Annotated in this window: 29 protein-coding genes; 24 read left to right on the top strand and 5 right to left on the bottom strand. The window is 38.6% G+C overall.

The features are described 5' to 3' along the window. Positions 1-63 precede the first annotated feature (63 nt). Genes rapZ through whiA form a run of 3 tightly spaced genes read left to right on the top strand, consistent with a single transcriptional unit; the run spans position 64 to position 2,897 of the window. Positions 64-951 carry an RNase adapter RapZ gene (rapZ, locus tag Q3C15_RS02270; RefSeq protein ID WP_064215144.1) on the top strand — a complete coding sequence of 296 codons (888 nt, stop codon included), beginning with the start codon at positions 64-66 and terminating at the stop codon, positions 949-951. Continuing rightward, on the top strand, positions 948-1,940 hold the full coding sequence (gene yvcK, locus Q3C15_RS02265) for a YvcK family protein (protein ID WP_064208508.1): 993 nt from the start codon (positions 948-950) through the stop codon (positions 1,938-1,940). The genes rapZ and yvcK overlap by 4 nt, the downstream gene beginning before the upstream one ends. Before the next feature lie 15 nt (positions 1,941-1,955). After that, complete coding sequence (whiA, locus tag Q3C15_RS02260; RefSeq protein WP_057826885.1) at positions 1,956-2,897, top strand: DNA-binding protein WhiA; 942 nt, start codon at positions 1,956-1,958, stop codon at positions 2,895-2,897. An 81-nt stretch (positions 2,898-2,978) separates the two neighbouring features. Here the strand turns inward: whiA and Q3C15_RS02255 are convergent, their stop codons facing one another. After that, complete coding sequence (locus tag Q3C15_RS02255) at positions 2,979-5,207, bottom strand: LTA synthase family protein (protein ID WP_302703839.1); 2,229 nt, start codon at positions 5,205-5,207, stop codon at positions 2,979-2,981. A 264-nt stretch (positions 5,208-5,471) separates the two neighbouring features. Here Q3C15_RS02255 and Q3C15_RS02250 point away from each other — a divergent pair, with 264 nt between their 5' ends. From Q3C15_RS02250 to cbpB, 3 genes are all read left to right on the top strand, one after another. Next, positions 5,472-6,341 (top strand): GRP family sugar transporter, encoded by an 870-nt coding sequence (locus Q3C15_RS02250; protein WP_302703838.1) that lies wholly within the window; start codon positions 5,472-5,474, stop codon positions 6,339-6,341. Between the two features lie 195 nt (positions 6,342-6,536). After that, complete coding sequence (locus Q3C15_RS02245) at positions 6,537-7,889, top strand: glucose-6-phosphate isomerase (protein WP_064208511.1); 1,353 nt, start codon at positions 6,537-6,539, stop codon at positions 7,887-7,889. Positions 7,890-8,034: 145 nt separating this feature from the next. Further along, positions 8,035-8,502 (top strand): cyclic-di-AMP-binding protein CbpB, encoded by a 468-nt coding sequence (gene cbpB / locus Q3C15_RS02240; protein WP_057826889.1) that lies wholly within the window; start codon positions 8,035-8,037, stop codon positions 8,500-8,502. 180 nt (positions 8,503-8,682) lie between these two features. Here cbpB and Q3C15_RS02235 read toward each other — a convergent pair whose 3' ends face one another. Next, positions 8,683-9,531, bottom strand: a complete 849-nt coding sequence (locus Q3C15_RS02235) for a mechanosensitive ion channel family protein (protein ID WP_302703938.1) — start codon at positions 9,529-9,531, stop codon at positions 8,683-8,685. A gap of 253 nt (positions 9,532-9,784) precedes the next feature. Between Q3C15_RS02235 and Q3C15_RS02230 the strand changes: the two genes are divergently transcribed. Both Q3C15_RS02230 and Q3C15_RS02225 read left to right on the top strand, forming a co-directional pair. Then, on the top strand, positions 9,785-10,201 hold the full coding sequence (locus Q3C15_RS02230) for a DUF948 domain-containing protein (RefSeq protein WP_302703937.1): 417 nt from the start codon (positions 9,785-9,787) through the stop codon (positions 10,199-10,201). Between the two features lie 44 nt (positions 10,202-10,245). Continuing rightward, complete coding sequence (locus tag Q3C15_RS02225) at positions 10,246-10,734, top strand: hypothetical protein (protein ID WP_283573258.1); 489 nt, start codon at positions 10,246-10,248, stop codon at positions 10,732-10,734. A 52-nt stretch (positions 10,735-10,786) separates the two neighbouring features. Here the strand turns inward: Q3C15_RS02225 and Q3C15_RS02220 are convergent, their stop codons facing one another. Beyond that, a complete protein-coding gene (locus Q3C15_RS02220) occupies positions 10,787-11,890 on the bottom strand; it encodes a Xaa-Pro peptidase family protein (RefSeq protein WP_302703836.1) in 1,104 nt (367 codons plus the stop codon). Between the two features lie 282 nt (positions 11,891-12,172). Between Q3C15_RS02220 and ccpA the strand changes: the two genes are divergently transcribed. From ccpA to Q3C15_RS02150, 14 genes are all read left to right on the top strand, one after another. Beyond that, positions 12,173-13,177, top strand: a complete 1,005-nt coding sequence (gene ccpA, locus Q3C15_RS02215) for a catabolite control protein A (protein WP_064215136.1) — start codon at positions 12,173-12,175, stop codon at positions 13,175-13,177. Between the two features lie 85 nt (positions 13,178-13,262). Further along, complete coding sequence (locus tag Q3C15_RS02210) at positions 13,263-13,994, top strand: YebC/PmpR family DNA-binding transcriptional regulator (RefSeq protein ID WP_057826895.1); 732 nt, start codon at positions 13,263-13,265, stop codon at positions 13,992-13,994. A gap of 102 nt (positions 13,995-14,096) precedes the next feature. Continuing rightward, on the top strand, positions 14,097-15,020 hold the full coding sequence (gene rbsK, locus Q3C15_RS02205; protein WP_302703834.1) for a ribokinase: 924 nt from the start codon (positions 14,097-14,099) through the stop codon (positions 15,018-15,020). Positions 15,021-15,127: 107 nt separating this feature from the next. Continuing rightward, positions 15,128-16,111, top strand: a complete 984-nt coding sequence (gene comGA / locus Q3C15_RS02200; protein WP_278852656.1) for a competence type IV pilus ATPase ComGA — start codon at positions 15,128-15,130, stop codon at positions 16,109-16,111. Next, positions 16,104-17,135 carry a competence type IV pilus assembly protein ComGB gene (gene comGB, locus Q3C15_RS02195; protein WP_302703833.1) on the top strand — a complete coding sequence of 344 codons (1,032 nt, stop codon included), beginning with the start codon at positions 16,104-16,106 and terminating at the stop codon, positions 17,133-17,135. The genes comGA and comGB overlap by 8 nt, the downstream gene beginning before the upstream one ends. Continuing rightward, positions 17,135-17,449, top strand: coding sequence for a prepilin-type N-terminal cleavage/methylation domain-containing protein (locus Q3C15_RS02190; RefSeq protein WP_302703832.1), 315 nt, complete (start codon positions 17,135-17,137; stop codon positions 17,447-17,449). The genes comGB and Q3C15_RS02190 overlap by 1 nt, the downstream gene beginning before the upstream one ends. Further along, entirely contained in the window at positions 17,439-17,861 is a 423-nt protein-coding gene (locus Q3C15_RS02185) for a hypothetical protein (protein ID WP_204779019.1), read from the top strand. The genes Q3C15_RS02190 and Q3C15_RS02185 overlap by 11 nt, the downstream gene beginning before the upstream one ends. Further along, positions 17,839-18,102, top strand: coding sequence for a hypothetical protein (locus Q3C15_RS02180; RefSeq protein ID WP_064208521.1), 264 nt, complete (start codon positions 17,839-17,841; stop codon positions 18,100-18,102). The genes Q3C15_RS02185 and Q3C15_RS02180 overlap by 23 nt, the downstream gene beginning before the upstream one ends. Then, positions 18,089-18,538: a competence type IV pilus minor pilin ComGF gene (locus tag Q3C15_RS02175; RefSeq protein WP_204779020.1), complete on the top strand. Its 450-nt coding sequence runs from the start codon at positions 18,089-18,091 to the stop codon at positions 18,536-18,538. Before Q3C15_RS02180 ends, Q3C15_RS02175 begins: the two co-directional genes overlap by 14 nt. Next, positions 18,528-18,815, top strand: coding sequence for a hypothetical protein (locus Q3C15_RS02170; RefSeq protein ID WP_283573253.1), 288 nt, complete (start codon positions 18,528-18,530; stop codon positions 18,813-18,815). The genes Q3C15_RS02175 and Q3C15_RS02170 overlap by 11 nt, the downstream gene beginning before the upstream one ends. A 69-nt stretch (positions 18,816-18,884) precedes the next feature. Beyond that, the gene (locus tag Q3C15_RS02165) at positions 18,885-19,889 is read left to right on the top strand and encodes a class I SAM-dependent methyltransferase (RefSeq protein WP_302703831.1); all 1,005 of its coding nucleotides are present in this window, start codon (positions 18,885-18,887) and stop codon (positions 19,887-19,889) included. A gap of 95 nt (positions 19,890-19,984) precedes the next feature. Further along, complete coding sequence (locus Q3C15_RS02160) at positions 19,985-20,584, top strand: YutD family protein (RefSeq protein ID WP_064208524.1); 600 nt, start codon at positions 19,985-19,987, stop codon at positions 20,582-20,584. Next, complete coding sequence (locus tag Q3C15_RS02155) at positions 20,574-21,365, top strand: TIGR01457 family HAD-type hydrolase (protein ID WP_302703827.1); 792 nt, start codon at positions 20,574-20,576, stop codon at positions 21,363-21,365. Before Q3C15_RS02160 ends, Q3C15_RS02155 begins: the two co-directional genes overlap by 11 nt. After that, the gene (locus tag Q3C15_RS02150) at positions 21,352-21,987 is read left to right on the top strand and encodes a TIGR01906 family membrane protein (RefSeq protein ID WP_302703825.1); all 636 of its coding nucleotides are present in this window, start codon (positions 21,352-21,354) and stop codon (positions 21,985-21,987) included. The genes Q3C15_RS02155 and Q3C15_RS02150 overlap by 14 nt, the downstream gene beginning before the upstream one ends. A gap of 20 nt (positions 21,988-22,007) precedes the next feature. Here Q3C15_RS02150 and Q3C15_RS02145 read toward each other — a convergent pair whose 3' ends face one another. Next, complete coding sequence (locus Q3C15_RS02145; protein WP_302703935.1) at positions 22,008-22,655, bottom strand: DedA family protein; 648 nt, start codon at positions 22,653-22,655, stop codon at positions 22,008-22,010. A 76-nt stretch (positions 22,656-22,731) separates the two neighbouring features. Beyond that, complete coding sequence (locus Q3C15_RS02140; RefSeq protein ID WP_283601344.1) at positions 22,732-23,739, bottom strand: NAD(P)/FAD-dependent oxidoreductase; 1,008 nt, start codon at positions 23,737-23,739, stop codon at positions 22,732-22,734. Between the two features lie 75 nt (positions 23,740-23,814). On the opposite strand from Q3C15_RS02140, the gene Q3C15_RS02135 reads away from it, so the two are divergent. Both Q3C15_RS02135 and Q3C15_RS02130 read left to right on the top strand, forming a co-directional pair. Beyond that, positions 23,815-24,399 (top strand): peptidylprolyl isomerase, encoded by a 585-nt coding sequence (locus Q3C15_RS02135; RefSeq protein ID WP_283601343.1) that lies wholly within the window; start codon positions 23,815-23,817, stop codon positions 24,397-24,399. Between the two features lie 2 nt (positions 24,400-24,401). Next, positions 24,402-24,791 (top strand): CvfD/Ygs/GSP13 family RNA-binding post-transcriptional regulator, encoded by a 390-nt coding sequence (locus Q3C15_RS02130; RefSeq protein ID WP_064215337.1) that lies wholly within the window; start codon positions 24,402-24,404, stop codon positions 24,789-24,791. The last annotated feature ends 202 nt before the right edge of the window (positions 24,792-24,993 follow it).

Here is a 24,993-nt window from a genome sequence, read left to right as displayed (position 1 = left end):
TGTTAAATGTATTATAATAACTAAATTAAGGATTGTGGTGAATGAACAAGGGAGGAAATCATGATGAGCGAATCAGATGAACTGGTAATTGTTACGGGAATGAGCGGGGCTGGTAAAACAGTTGCAATGCAAAGTTTCGAAGATTTGGGGTATTTTTGTGTTGATAACATGCCCCCTGAATTGCTTCCTAAATTCTGGGAACTGATCAAGGAAACCGGGAAAATCCATAAGGTGGCTCTTGTAATCGATTTGCGGGCCCGGAATTTTTATGATGAGATCAATGAGGTTTTATCAGAATTAAAGCACAATTTAGGAATTGATATTCGGATCTTATTCCTCGATGCTTCCAACGAAGAATTGGTTGCGCGGTATAAGGAAACCCGGCGCTCACATCCGTTATCACGCGATAGCCGGCCGTTAGACGGCATCCGGCGGGAACGGGAATTGCTTTCAGGAATTAAAACCCAGGCGCAGTTGGTCGTTGATACAAGCAAACTTTCGCCGCGGCAGTTACGGGAAGAAATTTTTCACAGTTTTCAAACGGATGAAGGCCAGTATCCATTCCACATTGATGTAATGTCATTTGGGTTTAAATATGGATTGCCAATTGATGCGGATATTGTAATGGACGTTCGTTTCTTACCAAATCCATATTATGTTCCTGAACTTCGGGACAAGACCGGTCTTGATCAAGAAGTTTATGACTATGTTATGAATTCTGATAAGACAACGGAATTTGTGAACCATTTTGAAGCACTATTGCAAACCGTCATTCCGGGATACATTAAAGAAGGCAAGACTAATGTTGTCATTGCCATTGGCTGTACTGGCGGTCAACACCGTTCAGTTGCTTTAGCTCGCCGTACGGGTGAATTTCTAAAAAAGGACTATCACGTAACGATCGCTCATCGGGATGTTAATCGCAGAAAGGAGACTGTAAACCGCTCATGAGTAAGGTAAAACCAAAAATTGTAATGATTGGCGGGGGGACCGGTCTACCAGTAATTTTAAAGGGATTGCGTAAAAAAGATGTCGATATTACCGCGGTTGTAACCGTTGCGGACGACGGCGGTTCTTCGGGAGTGATTCGGAACTACATTAACGTGGTTCCACCGGGAGATATTCGCAATGCAATGGTTGCATTGTCAGACGTTCCCGAGTTATACAAAAAGATTTTTCAATATCGGTTTAAAACGGATGATCAATTTTTTTCAGGACATGCGATTGGAAATTTGATTATTGCGGCGTTATCCGAAATGGACAATGACGATATCTTTGAAGCTGTTCAGCAACTTTCAAAGATGATGCAAGTTGATGGGCATGTTTATCCGGCGTCAAATACGCCGTTAACATTGAATGCTAAGTTTAAGGATGGAACGCACTTAGCCGGCGAGTCTGAAATTTCAGCGGCTGGAAAGACAATTGAAAAGGTTTGGGTCACTGCCATTGATGATACTGAACCGCAAGCCGTTCCTGAAGTGATCGATGCAATTTTGAATGCTGATCAAATCGTCTTAGGACCAGGAAGTCTTTTTACAAGTATCTTGCCGAATTTGATGATTAGTAATGTCGGTGAAGCGGTTCTTAAAAGCAAGGCTGAAGTTGTTTACATTTGCAATATCATGACGCAGAAGGGTGAGACCGAACACTTTACGGATGCGCAGCACGTTCGCGTATTGCATGATCATTTGCACCATAATTTTATTAATACGGTTTTAGTCAATACGGAACCAGTGCCGCAAAATTACATGGACCGGCAAAAGTATGACGAATATTTGGATCAAGTTAAACATGACTTCAAAGGATTGCGTGCTCAGGGATGCCGGGTAATTTCGGATAATTTCCTTGAACTGCGCGATCATGGGGTATTCCACAATGGAACGCAGGTGGTTGAAGAGTTAATGCAACTGATCGGGCGACCAAATTCATGGATTAATTAGAAAGGATGATTTCATTTGTCCTACGCAAGTGATGTAAAAAAGGAACTCACAACACTTGAGATTCATGAAGAGGGGAACGGTAAAGCTGAATTAATGGCTTTGATTCGGATGAACGGATCATTGAGCATTGAAAATCACCATTTTGTGTTAGCTGTTCAAACGGAAAATCCGGCAACGGCCCGGCGAATTTATTCACTGTTGAAACAATTTTATCAAATTGAAAGTGAATTGATCGTTCGGCGAAAAATGAAACTTAAAAAGAACAATTTATACATTGTTAAGCTGCGTAACAATAGTGAACGTGTTTTGAATGATTTGAATATTTTAGATGGATTTCAAATCAAACAAACGGTTCCGGTTAAATTTCTTGATAATGATTTGAAGGTGCGCTCATACTTACGGGGAGCCTTCTTGGCGACCGGATCGGTTAATAACCCGGAGACTGGGCGTTACCATTTAGAAATTTATTCGCTTTATGAAGAGCATAATGATACGATCTGTGAAATGATGAATCGGTATCATTTGAATGCGCGGAAAACTGAGCGGCGCAGCGGGTATATTACTTATTTGAAGGAAGCCGAAAAGATCGCGGACTTTCTTTCATTGATTGGAGCAACCAATTCAATGCTGAAGTTTGAAGATATTCGAATCGTTCGCGATATGCGTAATTCAGTTAACCGAATCGTTAACTGTGAAACCGCAAATTTGAATAAAGTTGCGGATGCAGCCAACCGGCAGATTGAAAATATTAAGTACCTGGATGAACATTTGGGCCTTGATAAGTTGCCTGATAAGCTTCGGGAAGTTGCATATGTTCGGGTGGCTCACCCAGAATTAAGTTTGAAAGAACTCGGAGAACTTGTTCCCGGCGGCCCGATTTCAAAGTCGGGGGTTAATCACCGGCTGCGAAAAATCAATGAAATGGCGGCTAAGCTGCAAAAAGGTGAAAAGGTCTAATAAAAGACCTCAGGATGATTCCTGAGGTCTTTTTTGATATCAAAAAACCGGATTGGGACTTTTCCAATCCGATTTTCTTTTTTAGTTTGATGAATTCGATGTTGAAGATGAAGAAGAATCTAATCCTTGGCCCTGTTCGATCTTCGACATTAATCCAGTATACTCGTGCATTTTACTGAAGTACTTCGAAGCAGATGAGTCGGCACTTTCAACGTTTGGCGTGTTCTTATCTGTTGTTTGAAGTTCAGGAGCATCACTATTGTAATCGTTGATCGTTGTCTTATCATGGTTCAACGTCCACAGACTATCTGATTTGTTTCCAAGCTGAGCTTCACGTGCTAAAACCTTAGCAAAGTCATTATGGTAGTTATAATCTTTTGGATCAACCGGTTTGAATCCTTTTGGAACATAATACCGTAAAAGATTCTTGTTATTCAATGAGTCTGATAAGGTCAACTGTTCATTGACATGTTTTCGATCCTTAGCGATTTGTTTCTTGACGCTTTCAGATGGATGCGTGATCACATCACCGGTACTGTTTTCGTAAATTGTATTTCCAACGACTGTATACTTTGGTGTTACAAAGTTATCATTCCGGAATGCAACTACTTGATTATGTTGCGGTGAGAACAGGTCCGTTCCGAATTGAATGTACTTTTGTGTATTGATTCCAAGAAGGTGAAGCAGTGTTGGCAAGAAATCAATTTCACCACCGTATTGATATTGGACGCCACCATTATTATCACCTGGAATGTGGATCATTAACGGAACCCGCTGCATTTGCGCATTGTCAAAGTTGTTCCAGGTTGAAGCTGATTTTCCAAGTAATGGGGCAAGCTTCAAGTTCCGGGTATCTGAAATTCCATAGTGGTCACCATAAAGGACGATCACTGAATTATCGTACAATCCTGATTTATGCAGATAATCGAAGAACTGTTGCAACGCTTGATCCAAATAATGGGCCGTTACAAAGTAATTATTAACTGAGGCATCTCCCGTATTGGCCGGTTGAATCGATTGATTCTTTTGGTCGATCGTGAACGGGAAGTGGTTTGACAGCGTAATGTATTTTACATAGAACGGCTGTTGCAAATGTTCAAGATATTTGATCGAATCATGGAAAATCAATTTATCCTTTAATCCATATTCAGTTAAGTTATTTGAATTAGTGTTGTAATAACTTGAATCAAAGAAATATTGGTAACCCATGTTCTTGTATACGTTGTCTCGGTTCCAGAATGAGCCGTTGTTTCCATGGAAAACAGCACTTGTATATCCTTCAGTTTGGTTTAAGATTGCCGGAGCAGCCTCAAAGGTATTTCCAGTTCCAATTGCCGAGAAGAGGGAACCTTGTGGTAAACCAAACGTCCCGGTTTCCAACATGTTTTCAGCGTCAGACGTTTTTCCTTGACCAACTTGGTTAAAGAAGTTGGCGAAGCTATAAAACTGCTTGCTGTTATATAAACTATTTAAGAACGGGGTAACTTCTTGACCGTTCAATTTATAGTTGATCAAGAATTGTTGGAAACTTTCCAGGTGAATAATAATAACGTTTTTCCCTTTGGCAATCCCAAACATTTTTGGATTTGGTTTGGCATAGTTTTCCTTATTGAATTCTAGAATCTTATTTAAATCTGAACTCGTGGCGCTATTGCGCGCGTGATTGTTCTTTGCTGTTTTAATGGCATCATATACAGTAAATGAGTCTAGCCCAAGAAACTTAACCAGGTATTCACGGTCAAATGTCCGGGTAAGCAATTGCGGCCGGCTGATTTCACCTAATACAATGTTAAAAAGTAACATGAAAACTGAAAATGAAGTCATTGCGACGGCCTGCTTTTTCGGAATTGGATTAGGATCAACCTTTAAGAAACGGGTGATAAATCCAATTGCAATCAAAATTAAATCGGCTACAATGATCAGATCCTGCGGCTTCAGGAGGGCAAGCGAACTTGTACTCAATCCTTCAGAAACGGAAGAATAACCGAGGATGACATTGATCGTCATAAAGTCAGTAAATTCACGGTAATAAATAACGTTGAACATCAGCAACGCGGTGTTGGCAATGTCAATTAACGTCATGAATATATACGCGGGAACTCCCCGTTTAACGTAAAGAGCCAATCCAAGCAGAAGCAACGTGGTTGCAATCGGGTTGATCAGTAAAACAAAGTATTCATATATTCCTTTGACACCTAAACGGAAATCAATGAGGTAAACTAAAATTGTTTTTAGCCAAAATAGTGAGGCAAGTAACGTGAAATAACCCCATCGAGTGTTTAAAAATTGATGAAACTTTTTAAAACGCACGATTAAAGCGTCCTTTCCTTTGAATTTAAACCAAATATACAAATTTAGATTTAAAAATGGATAAAGAGGAGAGATAGGAAAAATACCTAACTCTCCTCATCATACTTATTACATAATACCCCAGATTGAACTATTTAGTTAAGTGAATTTTGAGATTTAGTGAATATTTAATTCTTGAAAGCCCTTGCGTGAAAATTAAAACTCGTGTATATTGGGTAAATACTGACTGGAAGAGATTACATTTAGAAGGAAGGAATTTTTACAATGTTAATTGCCTTAATTCCCGCATTAGCATGGGGGAGTATTGGATTAATTAGTGGAAAGTTGGGAGGAACTGCTAACCAACAAACTCTTGGAATGACTTGGGGTGCCTTGTTATTCGCAATTATGATGACGCTGTGCAGCTGGGGATACTTTATGGCCAACTGTACATGGAAATTATGGATCGTTGGGTTGATTTCAGGATTATTCTGGAGTTTAGGACAAAATCAACAGTTCCATGCAATGAAATCGATTGGGGTTTCAAAAGCAATTCCAATTTCAACTGGAGCTCAATTGGTAACGAACGCTTTAGCCGGCGTAATTTTGTTCCATGAATGGACAACGAAGCGTCAATTATCAATTGGTTCACTTGCCTTGATCATTCTTGTTATTGGGGCAACATTGACTGCCTTACATGATAAAAAGAATGCTGCCGTAAATGCTGAGCGGGTCAGTGAAGACTGGAACGGCGGGGCTCGGGCATTGATCTTATCAACGCTTGGCTACTTAGGCTATACCGTTGTTGTTCACTGGGCCAATGTTGATACCCGGGCGATGGTTTTGCCGCAAGCCATCGGAATGGTTTTAGGAGCTTCAATGTTTGCGCTTGGAAAGAACGCATTTAAGAAGGAAACTTACAAAAATATTCTTACCGGTTTAGTATGGGGAACAGGGAATCTGTTCATGTTTGAAGCCACAACAATGGTTGGATTGGCAATCAGTTTCTCATTCTCACAAATGGGAATCGTAATTTCAACATTTGGTTCAATCTTCTTCTTGGGTGAAAAGAAGACGAAGCGTGAATGGGTTTACGTTGTGATTGGATCATTAATGGTTATTTTAGGTGGATTCTTACTAGGAATTCTTAAATAGGAAATAATCGAAAGGCTGCGCCAAATTTGGTTGCAGTCTTTTTTGGAATTAATTAAAGAAGATTTTGAAATCAAATCATTTATTTTTAAGGATTTATAAGCATAAATAATAATTTATCGTGTTTTTTCTGTGTCATTCGGTGAAAAATATTGTATAATGTAAGCGTAATAATTTTTAGGAAAAGGAGATATTACGATGGCTCACATTAAATTTGATAGCTCAAACTTAAGCAAGTTCGTTAACGACTATGAACTTGGACAAATGCAAGCAATGGTTAATGCTGCAGATGAAGAATTGCGTCAAGGTACAGGCGCAGGAAATGACTTTTTAGGTTGGTTGAATTTACCTGTTGATTACGATAAGGATGAATTCGAACGAATCAAAAAAGCTGCTAAGAAGATTCAATCAGATTCAGAAGTATTGGTTGTTTTAGGAATTGGTGGTTCATACTTAGGTGCTCGGGCTGCAATTGAATTCTTAAACCACAACTTCTACAACTTAATTGGCGCTGACAAACGTAATGCTCCTCAAATTTTCTTTGCCGGCGATTCACTTTCATCATCATACTTATATGACTTATTAGAAGTTATTGGCGACCGTGACTTCTCAGTTAACGTTATTTCAAAATCTGGAACAACTTTGGAACCAGCCATGGCATTCCGGATCTTCAAACAAAAGTTGGAAGAAAAGTATGGTAAGGAAGGCGCTCGTGAACGGATCTACGCAACAACAGACCGTGCTCGGGGTGCATTGAAGACATTAGCTGACGACGAAGGTTATGAAGAATTCATCATTCCTGATGACATTGGTGGTCGGTTCTCAGTATTAACACCAGTTGGTTTGTTACCAATCGCTGCTTCAGGTGTTGACATTGATCAATTAATGAAGGGTGCTGCAGATGCTCGTGAAGCATACTCAGATCCAGATTTATCAAAGAACGAAGCTTACCAATACGCTGCTTTACGTAATATCTTATTCCGCAAGGGCTACAACATTGAATTACTTGAAAACTACGAACCATCATTGATGTACTTCACAGAATGGTGGAAGCAATTAATGGGCGAATCAGAAGGTAAAGATGGCAAGGGCATTTACCCATCATCAGCTAACTTTACAACTGACTTGCACTCATTAGGTCAATACATCCAAGAAGGCCGTCGTGCTTTGATGGAAACAGTTATCAATGTTGAAAAGCCAAACCACAACATTGATGTTCCAATGGATGACAAGAATCTTGATGGCTTGAACTACTTGAAGGGTAAGACAATGGACGACGCTAACAAGAAAGCTTGTGAAGGGGTTGTCGTTGCTCACACTGATGGTGGTGTTCCAGAAATGCTTATCAACATTCCTGACCAAACAGAATATACATTAGGTTACTTAATGTACTTCTTCGAAATTGCCGTTGCAATTTCAGGTTACTTGAACGGGGTTAACCCATTCAACCAACCAGGAGTTGAAGAATACAAGCAAAACATGTTTGCTCTCTTAGGCCGTCCAGGTTATGAAGAAAAAACAAAAGAATTAGACGAACGGTTAAATAAATAATCGTTAATTGAAATTAAAAGGAGACGGAATTGGATTCCGTCTCCTTTTTTGTAAAAACTGTTTCTTATTTTTTCCTCACAAAATTCGTAATTGTTACGAAAAATCATGTAAAATAAAAGAAAGAGGAGTGGAAGGGAGAAACGCGATGATTGCAAATGCAGCTGAAACGCTAATTGAAAATCAACGAGAACATTTTCTGATTTCGGCGGATAAGGTCGCAAATGTTTTTGAAAGTAATCCATTGAACCATGCCTTTTTAGTTTTGACAAAAGTACGGTATTCCAAAATTCCGGTTTTAGATAATGAACAGCATTTTAAGGGATTGATTTCACTTGCAATGATTACTGATTCAATGCTGGGATTAAACGGAATTGATCCAACTGGATTAAGCGAGCAAACAGTTGCGGACGTTATGCAACGCGATGTCCCAACGGTTACGAATACAGAAAGTGTTGAAGAGCTGTTGCATCTGCTTGTGGACCAGCCATTTTTGGTGGTTACTGACCAGCAAAATGTTTTTCAGGGAATTATTACTCGCCGGGAGATCATGAAGGCGGTCAATTATATGGTTCATGAGTTAGATCATCAGTATCAAATTGAAAAACGTGAATAAAAAATAGAGGTTGTGACATAAGTCGCAGCCTCTTTGCTATATCTGCATAATCGGGTTCCAAAACAAACGAGCTACGACGCGAAGCTAGTGAAGTTCGAAAATCTCCGAATCTATGCTGGCGCGATTCGTTCGTTTTTCTGCTTCCACCACGCTCGTTTTTAATGTTTTGTCACACCTTCATTATTTTTGGTCCGCTGATAATTCAATTGGACTTGTTGGAACCTTAATTCCAGCCTTCGTGAGTGCTTCAAGGTAAGCATGCAAGAATTCACGTTGAATAATTGCTTGGGCTCCGTTCTTGGCAATGATGACTACGCGATAAACTAATTCGCCTTTACCAACGTCAACCGGACCTTGAACAGTCGGCCCGCTGACGATGTCTTGATTATCATCAGGGTCAAGCTTTTGATTGACCTGTTCAATGATCGTTGTCATTTTTTGAATATCAGTTTGCGGTTGAATCCGAATGTTGATAACGGCCCGCATTGGGTTGCGGGACATATTAGCAACCGTTGTGATTTCGCGGTTAGGAATGAAATGAAGCGTTCCATCGCTGCTGATCAGCTGAGTTGTTCGCAACCCGATTGCGTGGACCGTTCCTTCAATTCCGGCAATTTTAACGGAATCCCCGACCACAAATTGTTGTTCAAGTAAAATGAAAAAGCCGTTCACAACGTCCGTAACGAATCCTTTGGCTCCAAGTCCAAGGGCAACACTCGCAATTCCAGCACCAGCGATCAACGTTCCAACCGGAATTCCAAAGAGGGATAATAACGCGTAAATCAAGAAGAACAGCATTGTGTAGTGAAAAATATTATTCACAAGGGTGTAGATCGTTCGAATCCGCCCATCAGCAATGTAGCTGTTTTTCTTTTCCTTTTTCGTGGTGTGGAGGATCAATTTGCGAATCAATTTTTTACCAAGCGAATTGATCACCACAAATGCAAAGCAGATCAAGACTAAGATGATCGCTTTTGAGATCACAAGCGAAATGATTTTATCCCAATTGATTTTTTCGATGAACCGCATCCAAATGCCGGGTTCTTTTGCAATCTTTGAATTCTTTACGGCACTTACGGCAGTTGTAGTTAGAATAAAGTGGTTCACGAAATTTCCTCCTTCAAAAATTAAATAACTGCTTGTATTATATCAAAGAACTGTCCGTTTTTCGGATAAATTTGGTATAATAACGTTATTAGGCAATTTAATAATGATTGCGGTTTAACCTATTAAATGCTATTCTAAAACCGTAGTTATTAGGACAGGAGGGATAGGCGTGACAATGACATTTGGACAATTAGCTGGAATAATTGCCGCAATTGCATTCCTTGTCTTAGTTGTGTTTATGTGTCGGGTATTATCACGACTTGTAAAGACGGTTTCACAACTTACAAAATCAATGAGTTCACTTACAAAAGATGCTGATAATATTTCAGATCAAGTCGAACAGTTATTAGATAAGACCAATACGTTAATGGCGGATATTAATGAAAAATCACAAAAGGTAGAACCGTTATTCGATACGATTGTTGATTTAAGTGAAAGTGTTTCTGACTTAAATGAAGCAAGTCGCGGGATGGCAAGTAAAATTGCAGCAACCGCTAAGGATACTTCAAAGATGAAACAGGCCTCAACGTTATTTAGTGTTGGCAAGCATGCATTCAACGCAATTAGCAAAGCCAAGTCAAAAAAAAGATAAGAAATAGTGTTTGATTAATTGGAAAAAGAATGGAGGAGCTTATAATGAAAAAGAGCTTTTTATTAGGTTTAGGTGCTGCAGCCGCTTCAGCTTTTGTGATTTCGAAAAAGTTAACCGAATCACAAAAAGATCGGATTGCAATGAAGATTGACGAAACATTGCTTAATTTACGCGATACAGCTGTAAAGTATGATAAGTATGCCCACGATTACCTTGACGAAAATCGGGATACGATCAATAACTTTAAGCAAAGTATTTCTGATCGTTTCAATCATTTAAAAGATGAATCAGTTGTTTCAGACGCATTTTCTTCATTGAAACAAGCAACTTCAGATTTGAAGACTTACATTCAAGATAGTAAAGAAGATATTGAACGACCATTTGAAGATCATGATGAAGTAATGCAAGATGATATTTTCATTGACGATCCGAACTTCGGTGAAGAAGACGAATTAAAGACGGTCACATTTTTCCCAGAAGGATGGGAAGAACCCGAAAAGAGCTTAGATGACAATAACGAACCTCAATTATAAAATGAAGATAAATAAAAAAGCTGGATTTTAAATCCAGCTTTTTTTTATTACTTTAGTTTAATGGAATAACTTTTAATTTCTTTGAAGTATGGGTGAACGGTTCACAGCCGTTTTCGGTAATGTGGACACAATCTTCGATCCGGACCCCTGCGAAGCCTGGAATATAGATTCCGGGTTCAATTGAGAAGCACATTCCAGGTTGGAGTTCCATCTTGTTACCTTCCATAATTGATGGAAATTCGTGGTCGCTTTGGCCGAGACCGTGACCTAATCGATGAATGAAATATTCGCCATAACCGGCATCACTAATAACTTTCCGGGCAATATGGTCAAGTTCTTCGGCGGTCACCCCAGGTTTAGCGGCATCTTGAGCTTTTAATTGAGCTTCAAGGCAAACCTTGTAAATTTCTTGTTGTTGATCATCGATTTTTCCAAAGGCAACTGTCCGGGAAGCATCTGAAGCAAAGCTTTGATACATCACACCCAGATCAAATAAGCAAAGTTTGTTTGGTTGGAGTTTTTCCTTTTTCGGAGCACCATGGGGATCAGCTGCATTGGCCCCGCTTTGAACAATGGTGTCAAAGCTCATTTGCATAATGCCTTTTTTCATCAAGGCATATTCGATTTCAGCAACGATATCTTGTTCAGTTCGGCCCATTTGTAAAGCGTTGAACCCAACTTCGAATGCATAGTCCGCCCATTTGCCGGCTTGGTTCAATTTTTCAATTTCTTCAGGAGTTTTGAAAAGCTTTTCGTGTTGAATAAGGGGAGTTAAGTCACCTTCGAATTGAGCATTCGGATACTGTTTTTGAATTTCTTCAAAACGTTCAACGGTCAAGTTTTCCTTTTCAATGGCCCACTTTTCTGGATTAGGATTGATTTTATCAATGTGATTTTTGATCAGCGCATATGGATCTTCGTGATCAAGGTATCCATAAACCGGATATTTCCATCCAGCTTCCTTAACAGAGCCGACTTCAAGCGCAGGAGCAAAAATAAATGGTTCATGATCCGGGAAAATGAAGAGGGCGAGGGTCCGTTCGATCGGATCACTTTCAAAGCCGGTGAAGTAGGCAATTGTTTTATAGTTGCTGATATACGCAATATCATAGTTATTTTGAGCAAGCCATTGTTGAACAGTATCAATATGTGACATTTAACTCATCCTTTCATCTTAAATTAGTTTAAGTATACCATAGTTTAAGCCTAAAATAAGAATCTGATGAGAAAAAAGAAAGATAAATTTTAATTAAACTTATTTTCAGAAAATCGAGGAGTTATTAATGAAAATCTCAGGGAGAAAATAATCCCTAAGAGGGGAATCAAATCCACGGTTTAATATTAAATGAAACGCTTGCATTTCTTATGAAAACTTGATAGATTTATATATGGATTATTGAAAATGAAAATATACAATACTAAATGAAGGGATTCAGTTATGGAAAAACAATCAATTACAATTTATGATGTTGCAAAAAAGGCCGGCGTTTCAATGGCAACCGTTTCACGGGTTGTAAACGGAAATCCGAATGTTAAACCGGGAACCCGGAAAAAAGTCATGGAAGTCATTGATGAACTTGATTACCGTCCAAATGCGGTTGCACGGGGACTTGCAAGTAAGAAGACAACAACGGTCGGGGTTATTATTCCAGATGTAACGAATGTCTACTTCTCATCATTAGCGCGTGGAATCGATGACGTTGCAACAATGTACAAGTACAATATTATCCTTGCAAACTCCGATGGAAATGAAGAAAAGGAAATCCAAGTATTTAATACATTACTTGCTAAACAGGTTGACGGAATTATTTACATGGGAACCCATTTGACTGAAAAATTGCGTGAACAAATCAAGCGTTCAAAGACGCCGGTTGTCCTTGCCGGATCGATCGATCATAAAAATGAATTTGTAAGTGTGCATGTAGATTACGTAAAGGCTGTTAAAGAAGCCGTCAATAATTTGCTTGCGCATGGCGATAAACGGGTTGCATTTGTTTCAGGACCGCTGAATTACCCAATCAATAGCGAATACCGGTTAAAGGGATATAAAGAAGCCCTTGCTGAGAACGGAATCGAATTTGATCAGGATCTTGTTTTTGAAACAAACGACAGTTACCGGGCCGGCGAAACGTTATGGCCAGCTTTATCCGCTGCCCACGCGGATGCTGCATTTGTTGCCGATGATGAATTGGCAACGGGGGTTTTGAACGGTGCGGTTGATGCCGGTGCTCAAATTCCAACTGAATTTGAAGTGATCACTGGAAATGATTCGAAATTAACTCAAATCGTTCGGCCAAAATTGTCATCAATTACCCAACCACTTTACGATATTGGTGCGGTTGCAATGCGGTGCCTAACGAAGATGATGAATAAGGAAGACGAAGACTTAGACAAGACGATCGAACTTCAATATGGATTCATTAAACGCGGGTCAACTCGCTAATTGATATTGATAAGTGGCAACTTTTTTGGTATCATCTAAGATGACTGTAATTGTCAAATTCTAAAACTGGAAAGAGGTATTCGAAATGTCAGGACATTCAAAATGGCATAATATCCAAGGACGGAAAAACGCCCAGGATGCAAAGCGTGGAAAAATTTTCCAAAAAATCTCACGAGAAATTTACATGGCTGCTAAGGCAGGTGGTCCTGATCCAGACGGAAACCCACAATTACGGCTAGTTATGGATAAAGCTCGTTCTGCTAACATGCCGAAGGATAACATCAAGCGTGCGATTGATAAAGCAACGGGTGCTGGCGGTGCAGACTACGAAGAAATCACATATGAAGGTTATGGCCCAGCGGGGGTTGCTGTTTTGGTACATGCCTTGACTGATAACCGGAATCGGACAGCTTCAGCAGTTCGTGGTGACTTTAACCGTAATGGCGGTAATTTAGGTGAATCCGGTTCAGTTAGTTTCATGTTTAATCGGAAAGGTTACATTGCAATCTCACGTGAAGATTTAGATGTTGACGAAGATACAATGGAATTAGCAGCAATCGAAGCAGGTGCAGATGACGTTCAAACTTCTGATGAAGTCTTTGAAATCTATACTGATCCAAAAGACTTTGACAGTGTTCGGGATGCACTTCAAAAAGATTATGATTTAGATACCGCTGAATTAACAATGGTACCAACAACAACAACGGAAGTTCCAGCTAACAAGGTTGAACAACTTCAACGGTTGATCGACAAGCTTGAAGACGAAGATGATGTTTCAGAAGTCTTCACGACAGCTGAATTCCCTGACGAAGATTAATATGAAAATGGAAAGTCGGAATTGGTCCGGCTTTTTCTTATTAAAGGATAGTTTATTTTTAACTGATAACTTAGAATTAAATGGAAAAGCGAGGAAATAACTTTGAACAAAGTTACTGTTTTAGGAAGTTTAAACGTTGATACGATTCTTCAGATCCCCCGGTTGCCGCAACCCGGTGAAACTTTAGCAATGACTGACCAACGGAGTGCTGGCGGCGGCAAAGGAGCTAATCAAGCCATTTCAGCAGCCCGGTCAGGAGCAGCAACTTCATTTATCGGTAAAATCGGTGATGATGAGAATGGCCGAATGATGCTTAGTTTCCTAAAGGATGCCGGAATTAATACTGAACAGGTTACCGTTTCAAGCAAGGGAACAGGTCAAGCCTTTATTATGCTTCAAGAAAGCGGCGAAAATAGTATTATTATTTATGGCGGTGCTAATCAGGAAATCAAGGATGCAGATATTGAAAATGCCCGTGAAATGATTCAATCGTCTGATTTTATCGTTACTCAATTTGAAACTCCATTTGATCAAGCAACGCATGCGTTCAAGATTGCGAAGGAAGCTGGAGTTGTAACCGTCTTGAACCCTGCTCCTGCACATAAGAATGTTGATCCTGAATTATTGCAAAACGTTGATTTGATCACGCCAAATGAAACGGAAGCAGAAATTTTAACGGAGATCAAGGTTGTTGACCAAATCACTGCGCATGAAGCTGCTACCCGGCTTCAAGAGTTAGGTGCCAAAAATGTAATTATCACGTTAGGCGGTAAAGGAGCATACTTTAAGACTGCAACGGAAGAAAAATTGGTAAAGGCCTTCAAGGTTCATGCAATTGATACAACTGCGGCGGGCGATACGTTCCTTGGAGCGTTGGTTTCACGGTTAAACAAAGATTTCAGTAATCTTGAAGAATCGATTATTTACGCAAGCAAGGCTTCTTCAATTGCCGTTCAAAAGGTTGGCGCAATTCCTTCAATTCCAACTGAAGCGCAGGTTAAAGCTGCTTTAGAAGTTGAAAAATAAACTAAATAAAACTAATTATCAATCACGAGGAAGTTTAGAACTTCCTCGTTTTTTTATAAAAAAATCTCCTTTTAGCGTATTTATAAGTGAAAGGAGGTGTATCGTAAATGGAAAGTCAGCAAATTGTGCTTAAGGTCCTGAATGATGCAATTCAGCGCCATGCGAGTGATATTTATTTTTTACCGCACCGGGATGGATATCTAATTAACTTTAACGTTGATGGGTTGGATGTTCGCTATCAAAAATTAAAAACGACGGTTGCATTGGAATGTATCAATTACCTTAAATTTCAAGCGCATATGAATATCAGTGAGCATCGACGACCGCAACTGGGAGCTTGGCGGTATTCATCTCAAAGGACAGTGGTTGATTGTCGGTTATCAAGTGTCGGTGATTTTCAGGGAAGTGAAAGTTTGGTTGTTCGGTTAATTTATGCAATCGCGCAGCTTACCCATCAGCGATACTTTGTTCCTGATCAGTGGCAAGTGATCAAGACGGCATGCCGGCGGCGCGGTTTAGTTATTTTTTCAGGGCCAACAGGTTCAGGAAAGACCACTTCAATGTATAAGCTTGCAGAGCAATTTGGCGATCAGCAGATCTTAAGCATTGAAGATCCAATTGAAATTTTTTATCCCGATATTTTGCAATTGCAGGTAAATGAAAAGGCGGGAATGGCCTATCAAGATTTAATTAAGGTTGCATTGCGGCACCATCCGAACATTTTAATTATTGGCGAAATTCGCGATCAGGAAACTGCTAAAATTGCAATTCAAGCGGCATTGAGTGGCCATTTAGTTTTGAGTACCGTCCACGCTGCAAACTGTTATGGCGTTGTATCCCGGTTATGTAATCTTGAAATATCATTAACAGACCTTGAACAAACGTTGCAGTTAATTAACTATCAGCGATTGATTCCAACAACCAGCCATGAAACGAAAGTATTATTTGATCAGCTGGATTTACGGAAAAATGACCCTTATGAGATTTTAGAGCAACGCGGAATGACTCCAGAATGGGAACAAAATCTTAAGGAAATTTACCAGCGTCAAGAAATTACACATCAGGATTATGAAAGGTACCTTTATGGGTAAAAAAATAAACAACAATCGAAAGTGGAAATTAAAAATCCAAGCAGAATTTTTTGAAACTCTTGCCGACATGCTTCGAAGTGGTTTTTCACTAAAACAATGTTTAATTAACCTCGCAATCCTGTATCCTGTACAAAAAAACGATTTTGAGATGGCATTGGCACAGCTAGAAAGCGGAAAAACGTTTAGTGAAAGTATTCAGCAGTTTTTGAATTCAAAAATCTACTACCAACTGATGCTTGCAGAAAGCCACGGTCAGTTGGAATTGAGCGTTTCGCAGTTGGGGAAATACATGCGGCAACGGGTCGAGCAGCGTGAAAAGATCCGGGCAGCTTTATTTTATCCGTGTATTCTATTTGGACTGTTAATAATGATGATCACGGTTTTATTAACATGGTTGCGCCCGACAATTACGGCATTAAGTGAACAAGGAAAACAATCTCCTGGAATCACTCAATGGCTTATCGACGGTGGCAAAATTGGCGGAATGGTGTTGGGATTGATCATCATTATCTATTTGTTATATGGAATTTACTGGCTGAAAAAGCAGCCAGCAATTGCCCGGCATCAATGGTTAAGTCGGTTGCCGTTAATCGGAAATGTTTACCGCTGCTATGCTTATTACTATCTATCTTTTAATTTGGCATTACTTTTAAAAAGCGGCCTTGGATTTCATGAAATCTGTAATTTTTTATTACGGTTTGAACCGCAAACGTTACTTTATCAACTTGGTGAGAGGTTAAATCAGCATTTGCTTTCAGGCAGAGAAATCAAAACATTTATTAAGCATTATGCATTTATTCCATCAGAATTAAATATCTTTTTAAATAAAGGTCAGACGAATGCAGAGTTGAGTGAAGATCTGTTAATTTATGCCAATACAATGTATCAAAGATTACTGAAGAAGGTTGATCGATTAATTAATCTGATTCAGCCAATCGCATTTTTAATAATCGCAATCATCATTGTCGGAATTTATCTGTCAATTTTGATTCCAATTTATTCAAATTTAGGAGGGATTTCTTAATGAGCAAGGTTAAGAAAGTAAAAGGATTTACTTTAATCGAAATGGCAATCGTTTTATTTATTATCAGTTTATTGATCTTAATTATTATTCCAAATATTAATCATCAACGTAAAAATGCGGTCAACGTTAATTCAAATGCAATGCGAACGGAACTTCGAACGCAGGTCCAACTATATTTGTCGGAGCATCCCAATACTGAGGCTTCAGCGTTAACGACGAATATGCTGGTAACGGATCATTACTTGACGAACCAGCAAGCAAAGAAATTAGCTGATCAAAAGATTACGGTTCAAGATGTTTTAAATGAAAAGTAGGGGCTTTACGTTACTTGAAACAACCATCGTTCTCGCATTAGCTTTCTTGTTTTTATTATTAAGTTTTTACTTTGCACCCCGAAGTTCGGCTCAATTCAAAGAAGAACAATTTATGCAGAATTTGACAAGTAAGCTTGATAAGGCGGCGATGCAAGGAAAAGAACATCATCAAATTGTGCGTGCATTTTTTGGAAAGGAAGATGTTCAAATTCTAGTCGGGCGAAAAACGGAGAAACTAGATTATCCGCCAACATTAATTAAATACGGAGCTGAAAGTGTTTATATTTCACCTTCAGGCGTGACCCGTCCGACAACGATTCCGCTTGTTTCAAAGAAAGGACATTATTCATATAATTTAATTTTTGAACTTAGCTTTGGAGGGGTATACCGTGTTACCAAACAGCAGTGGTAAAGTTTCAGCCTTTTTGATTAGCGATGCGATTATTGGATTGACCTTGATTTCATTGGCAATTGCAACATTTTACTTTAACCAGTCATGTTTTATGAAAAATGAAGATGAATTGTATTTAAAAAATCTTCAGGTTCAAGAGGCTTTTCAGCAAAGCGTATCGCGAATCAATCAGGGAAAGCCGTTAAACCAGATCAAAGTTCATTCGGATGCGGGAGAGTATCAAATCAATGTTGAAAAATAGAATTAAGGCGTTTTCATTGGTTGAAGTTATCATTGCGTTAATCATTTCAAGTTTGGGATTATTGCTGATCAGTGGCAGTGTTTATGGAATTCACCGGCAGTTGAATTCGAATTTTGGAAGTAAGGAACGCATTCAATGGGAAAAATTAATTTCAACGCTCGAATCAGAACAAATGCGTTTTCAATGGAAAGAAAGCCAAAATAATGGAACGCCGGTATTATACTGTCAAACCCAGCATAATGATTACTTGCTTAAAAAAAATCGTCGAAATTTAATTTTACAGGGAATAAATGGCCAGGGATTTATGCCATTAATGATGAATATTGATGGATTTCGTTACCGTTATTCAGAGCCGTTTTTGGAAATCTGGGTCAAAGTCCATAACCATCAATATCATCGAAAAGTTGTAATGCAGAGGAAAAGTAATGAAAACTAAAGTTAGGGGATCATTGTTTGCAAGCGGAATTTTATTTTTAATCTTTTTTAGTGCGTTGTTTTTGGGACAACTTGAATTTTTTAATAACCACTTGAGCTTTTACCGTTCAGAGATCAATTTAAAGGAAGCCCAAACAATGCGAAACATGGCGCAAACTCATCACCTTCAGGATAATCAGGAATTAAAGTTTAACACTGGAAAAGTCCGTTTTCATGAACAGCGGTATGAAATTACGTTGAAAAACGGAAATCGATATTCATTCGAACCTTTTAAGTAATGCTTGCAATCAGAATTGGAACTCGTTAAACTGTTACACGAATATTGATTAGAACGTGAGGGTTAAAGCGTGGAGTTAAAAGATATTGAACAAGCATACCAAACACTGAGTCAAATTATCGAAATTTTCCAAAAACAACTTGATCTTTCATACTTTGACGCATTGATTGAGGCGTTAAGCGACCTGCTTGAAAATCAGATTAATGGGAAGGAAGAAATTGACGCTTCAACGGTTGCTGAGTTGGAAAAGTTATACCGGCATTTAGACTTGAGTGAATTTTCTTCAGAAGAGATTCGTCAAGTTATCCAATTATTATTATTGGGGTCATATAAAAAAGAACGAGTTCAGCCTAATCATCAAATGACGCCGGATTCAATTGGATATTTGATAACTTTTCTGATTGAAAAAATAACCTCAAAAGAAAAATTAAACTCGGTGTTAGATCTGACAGTTGGAACGGGGAATTTGCTTGCTGTAATTTTAAACAATTTAAAGTCTCTCGGAAATCAAAGTTTAAAAGCGTATGGGGTCGATAATGACGATACGTTATTAGCAATTGCAGATGTTTCCCTTGCTCTCCAACGAATCAGCAATGTTGAGCTGTTCCATCAGGATGCACTGGATAATTTAATGCTTCCGCAAGTTGATCTGGTGGTTAGTGATCTGCCAGTCGGATATTATCCGCTTGACGATCGTGCAGCGCAGTTTGAGACGCATGCTGTGGAAGGTCATTCATTTGCTCATTATTTATTGATTGAGCGTGGAGTTGAAAAGCTCGCCGAAAACGGCTGGGGACTTTTTGTTGTTCCAAGTGGAATTTTTGAAACTAAGGAAGCCCAACCACTCTTGAAGATGATTCAGAAGAATGGTTATTTGCAAGGATTGCTGAATTTGCCGCGTGAATTATTTGTATTTGAAAAATCACGCAAAGCAATTTTAATGGTTCAGAAAAAGGGCGATCAGGCTCATCAAGCATCTCAAATCTTGTTGGGTGATTTTCCATCATTGAAGGATAAAAAAGAATTTAACGGTTTTCTTGATGAAATCAACGCGTGGGTAAAAGAAAATCAATAATTTTGAAAAAGTTGTGGCAGGTGCCACGGCTTTTTTGTTAGTTATTCATTTTAGTGTATAATTTTAAAAGAAGAGTTTAAGTTGGAGGTGAGATTGTGAACGAAAAACGGCGTGAAAAAATGGAAGAGCAGCTTGCAAAAAAAGCTAAGGCAATTGAAGAATATGCAAGTACGGTCGTTACACCAAATGATACGGATGTGATCATTGATGGGCGCAAGTATCAATTGGTTGAAAATTATCATGAAGGTTTTCAGGTTGATAAGTTACGTGAACGTTTCAGCCCAATTTTAACCAAGTTTGATTATATTGTCGGTGATATGGGGTATGATCAGTTGCGGTTACGCGGATTTTACGATGATAAGCGTAAGGTTCAACCATCTCAAAAGATCAGTCATTTGCAAGATTATCTATATGAATATTGTAATTTTGGTTGTGCGTATTTTATTTTAAAGAATTGTGAGGTTCATGATAGCTTTCCGGCTCCAGCAGCTCACAAAAAAAGACGACGGAAAAACTCACGATCACGAGCAAATACAAATCATAAACGTTCAGATAAAAAGTCGAATTATAATAATCGGAAACCTAAGATTCAAACGGTTAAGTCCAAGAATCGCCGTCAGGGGAGCCGTCACTTTGTAATTCGAAAGAAGAAAAATAATACTAATAATAAGCGGAGAGATCAAAATGCCAAATAAATTATACAAAGGATACATGATTGATTTAGACGGAACAATTTATCGGGGAAAAGAACGGATTCCGGCAGCTAAACGGTTTATTGAACGGTTGCAAAAGTTCGAAATTCCATTCTTATTTGTAACAAATAATAGTACCCGGACCCCAGAACAGATTGTTGAAAATTTAAGTAAAAACTATGATATCCATGTCAAAAAGGGAAATGTATATACTTCTGCGCTTGCAACGGCAGATTATATTGCTGATTTAGACGAACACAAACGGCAGGTTTATGCAGTTGGCCAATTAGGATTACAACAAGCCTTATTGGATCGGGGATTTCGGTTTAATGAACAGGATCCTGACTATGTTGTCGTTGGTTTAGATACTGATGTTACGTACCATAAACTTGAACTTGCAACCCTTGCAGTTCGGAATGGGGCAAAATTTATTGGGACAAACCCAGATTCAAATTTACCAAGTGAACGGGGAATGATTCCAAGTGCCGGCTCAATCGTTGCATGTATTGAATATGCTACCCAACAAAAGGCAACATATGTTGGGAAACCTGAAAATATTATTATGGAAAAAGCGCTTGAAAAGATGAATCTTCCGGAGGATCAGGTTGCGATGGTTGGCGATAATTACCGGACGGATATTATGGCAGGAATCAACTTTGGAATGGATACAATTATCGTTTACACTGGGTTATCAACCAAGGAAGAAGTCGCCCGTGAAAAGACCCAACCAACTTATCAAATCGATTCGTTAGATGAATGGCAAGTATCTGATGAAGAAAAATAATTTGATTTTACTAAGAGATATGATTGTGATTGGAATTGCAGTTATATCTCTTTCAATTTTTATAACAGTTAATTTTACGGGATTATATCATTTCTTTGTCGTGCGTGATCACCTCGGACGGCTCGTAGGATTGAGCAATCATGAATTGATGATCAATTATCGTCATTTAATTAATTACCTTCAATGTGGATGGATTCATCATTGGCAAACAAGTCTTCCTTCGTCTTCAAAGGGATTGACTCATTTTGCAAATGTTAAACAGTTGATTGAATTTAATAATGTCGTTTTGATTATTTTTGGAATTTTAGCGGAAATCGTAATTAGGAACCGCGTAAGAGAGCATCAGATGTGGCAGTTGATTTTACCCGTTAAGATGGGACTGACTTTATTAGGGACATTTGTATTTATTTTAGTGATTGCCTTCGATCGGATTTTTATTTTGTTTCATGAGGCCTTATTTCGAAATCGAGATTGGATCTTTAACCCGCAAACCGATCCAATTATTAAAGCTCTTCCAGAAAGCTTTTTTGAAGCGTGTTTTCTTTTAGTATTTTTAATTTGGATTTTAGCGGGGTTAGGTCTAATTTGGTATGGTAAACATGAATTAAAAAAAGCAAGATGAACAAACATCTTGCTTTTTTGTTAGGCTTTCTTTTTTGATAATTTTGCTTTGATTGCACTGAAAATTGCTGGTAAAACCGACACAACAATGACTGCAATCACGATCAATGAGAAATGTTCCTTTACAAATGGGAAGTTACCGAAGAAGTAGCCGCCACCACAACAAAGGATGACCCAGCCAATCGCACCTAAGACATTGTACCGAATAAAAGTTGAATATTTCATTCCACTTCCGCCAGCAACAAATGGGGCAAATGTTCGGATAATCGGCATGAAACGGGCAAGTGAAATTGCGATCCCGCCGTGTTTTTCAAAGAAGGCTTCGGTTCGATTGAGATCGTCTTCCTTAATGAAACGGCCAAAAAACGAATTCTTCGTAAGGCGTTTTCCAATTGTTTTTCCAATCGTAAAGTTTAACGAATCACCTGCAATTGGAGCGATTAAGAATAAAATTACGAATGTCCAGATGTTAAGGTGATATTCCGGGTTTGCTGCAAGAGCGCTTGCAGCAAAAAGCAGCGAATCTCCGGGAAGAAATGGGAGAATTACTGCACCAGTTTCAATAAAGATAATTCCGAATAAAATTAAGTATGTCCAATCACCAAATTGATTTACGATGGCAACAAGGTGTGAATCAATATGTAAAACAAAATCAATAAATTGTGAAATTAAATGCAAAATATCCCTCCAAAAATTTTAGTGATACTAGAAGTATACCTTTTTAATGGAGGGATGACAATTAAGTTTATTCAACGTTAAAGTTTTTCATTAGCTGAGTACTGTGAGTTGGCTGCCGTTTTTCAGGATAAATTGTTTCAAGGGCATGGTTGATTGCGACCGGTGCTTGGCCAAACCCACAAGCAATTAAATCAACGCAACCTTCTTGATATGCGTTATCACCAATTGCATAAACGCCCTTGATCGATGTTTGCTGGGTACTGTCAACTTTAATTTGATTATGAGCCGTTTCAAGATTCCACTTTTTTTGAACCGAAGTGTCCGTTTTAAAACCGTAGTTTACAATCAATGCATCGGCAAGAAGCGTTTGATATTCGTCTTTTGTCCGTGAACGCTTAAGTCGAATTTGCGTTTGGTTACCTTGATGTTCGAGCCCATCGATCATATATGGAGTTAAGATTTCAACATTTGCGAGTTCTTTGATTTTACTGATTGAACTTTCAAGGGCGCGGAATTGATCACGCCGGTGAACAAGCGTAACTTTTTTAGCGACTTTACTTAGTTCAATCGTCCAGTCGGCGGCTGAATCGCCACCTCCGGCAATAACTACGCTTTTGTCTTTAAACATCAAGATGTCAGGCACACTGTAAAAGAGCGAAGCGTTTTCAAAGTCAGCGGCATTTTCAACTTTAAGTTTTCGCGGTTCAAATGCGCCGACTCCGGTTGCAAGAATAATTGATCGTGAAAGGGTTGTCCGTTTATTCGTTTGGATATGGAAAATTCCATCGTCATCTTTTTCAAATTTTTCAACGGTTTCGTTAAGGTGAATTTCAGGCTTAAAGAAATCAGTTTGTTCTTTTAAGTTTGAAATTAAATCAGTTCCAGAAATTTTAAAGTATCCAGGAATGTCGTAAATTTGTTTTGCGGGAAATAAAGCAGTCACTTGGCCACCAACTTCAGAAAGACTTTCAATAACTTGAGTTTTAGCCTGACGCATTAATGCATATGTTGCTGTGAATAATCCGACGGGACCTGCGCCAACGATTGTAATGTCGTAAATTTCATTTTCCAAAATCCTCACCATCCATCTTTAATTGTTCTCTAAGTTTGTTATACTACATATTAGAAAAATTTGAAGGAGATGTCCATATTGAATTATCCACAGTTGAACCTTGAAAATGAAAAGGGACCAAAGGCAACGATCAAGACAAACTATGGTGAGATGCAATTCCAACTTTTTCCTGAAATTGCACCGAAAGCAGTTGAAAATTTCGTTGGATTGTCAAAAAAAGGCTACTATGATGGGGTAATGTTTCACCGGGTCATTAAAGATTTTATGATCCAGGGTGGTGATCCAACTGGAACTGGAATGGGGGGTAACAGTATCTGGGAAAAGCCATTTGAAGATGAATTTTCAAATCAAGCCTTTAACTTAAGAGGAGCATTGTCAATGGCCAATGCTGGCCCTGGAACAAATGGAAGTCAATTCTTTATTGTTCAAAATGAAAATCTTGATCCGATGATGATCAAGGAAATGAAGGCTGCAAGTTATCCGGATGAAATTATTGAAAAGTACCGTGAAGGTGGGACCCCATGGTTAGATCACCGGCACACGGTCTTCGGTCATTTAATTTCAGGTTGGGATGTTCTTGATAAGATTGCAAATGTAAAAACCCTTCCTGGAGATAAGCCTGAAAAAGATGTAGTTATTGAAGACATCACAATTGAGGAATAGTTATGGATTATCGAATTGGAATGGTTCTGACAGGAAGAGTGACTGGAATTCAACCCTATGGAGCATTTGTTTTATTGGATGACAATACTCAAGGGTTGATTCATATTTCCGAGTTAAAGCATGGTTTTATTTCAGATGTCAGCGATTATTTAAAAGTTGGTCAGATGGTTAAGGTAATGATTGTTGATATTGATGAGTATACGGGAAAGATATCATTGTCATTACGGTGCTTGGAACAGCCATTTAATTTTAAATATAATCGTGATGAAATCACTCATCGGTATAAAAAATACTGGAGTAATCGGCATGTTGAAGAAGGATTTAAGCCAATCGCCGAGCGATTAGATGGTTGGGTTGAGGATGCTTTGGAAGATATAAAAAATGGAAAATAAAAAAAGTTCTTGACCTTTAGAATAAATTCAGATAATATAATAAACGTTGTTGAGATTTGATCTTATCGCTTCTTGACAATGTTTATTTTTTTGATAAACTATTAAAAGTCGGCAATTGATTTTGTTAAGAAAAAAGTTCTTGACATCTTCTGATTGCATGATAAAATATCAGATGTTGTCTGTTAGAAGATATTGATATGAA

Source organism: Ligilactobacillus sp. 110_WCHN (assembly GCF_030518115.1).
Classification (GTDB): Bacteria; Bacillota; Bacilli; order Lactobacillales; family Lactobacillaceae; genus Ligilactobacillus; species Ligilactobacillus aviarius_C.
Note: the sequence above shows the minus strand (reverse complement) of the source record. Positions and strands in the feature narration are given on the sequence as shown.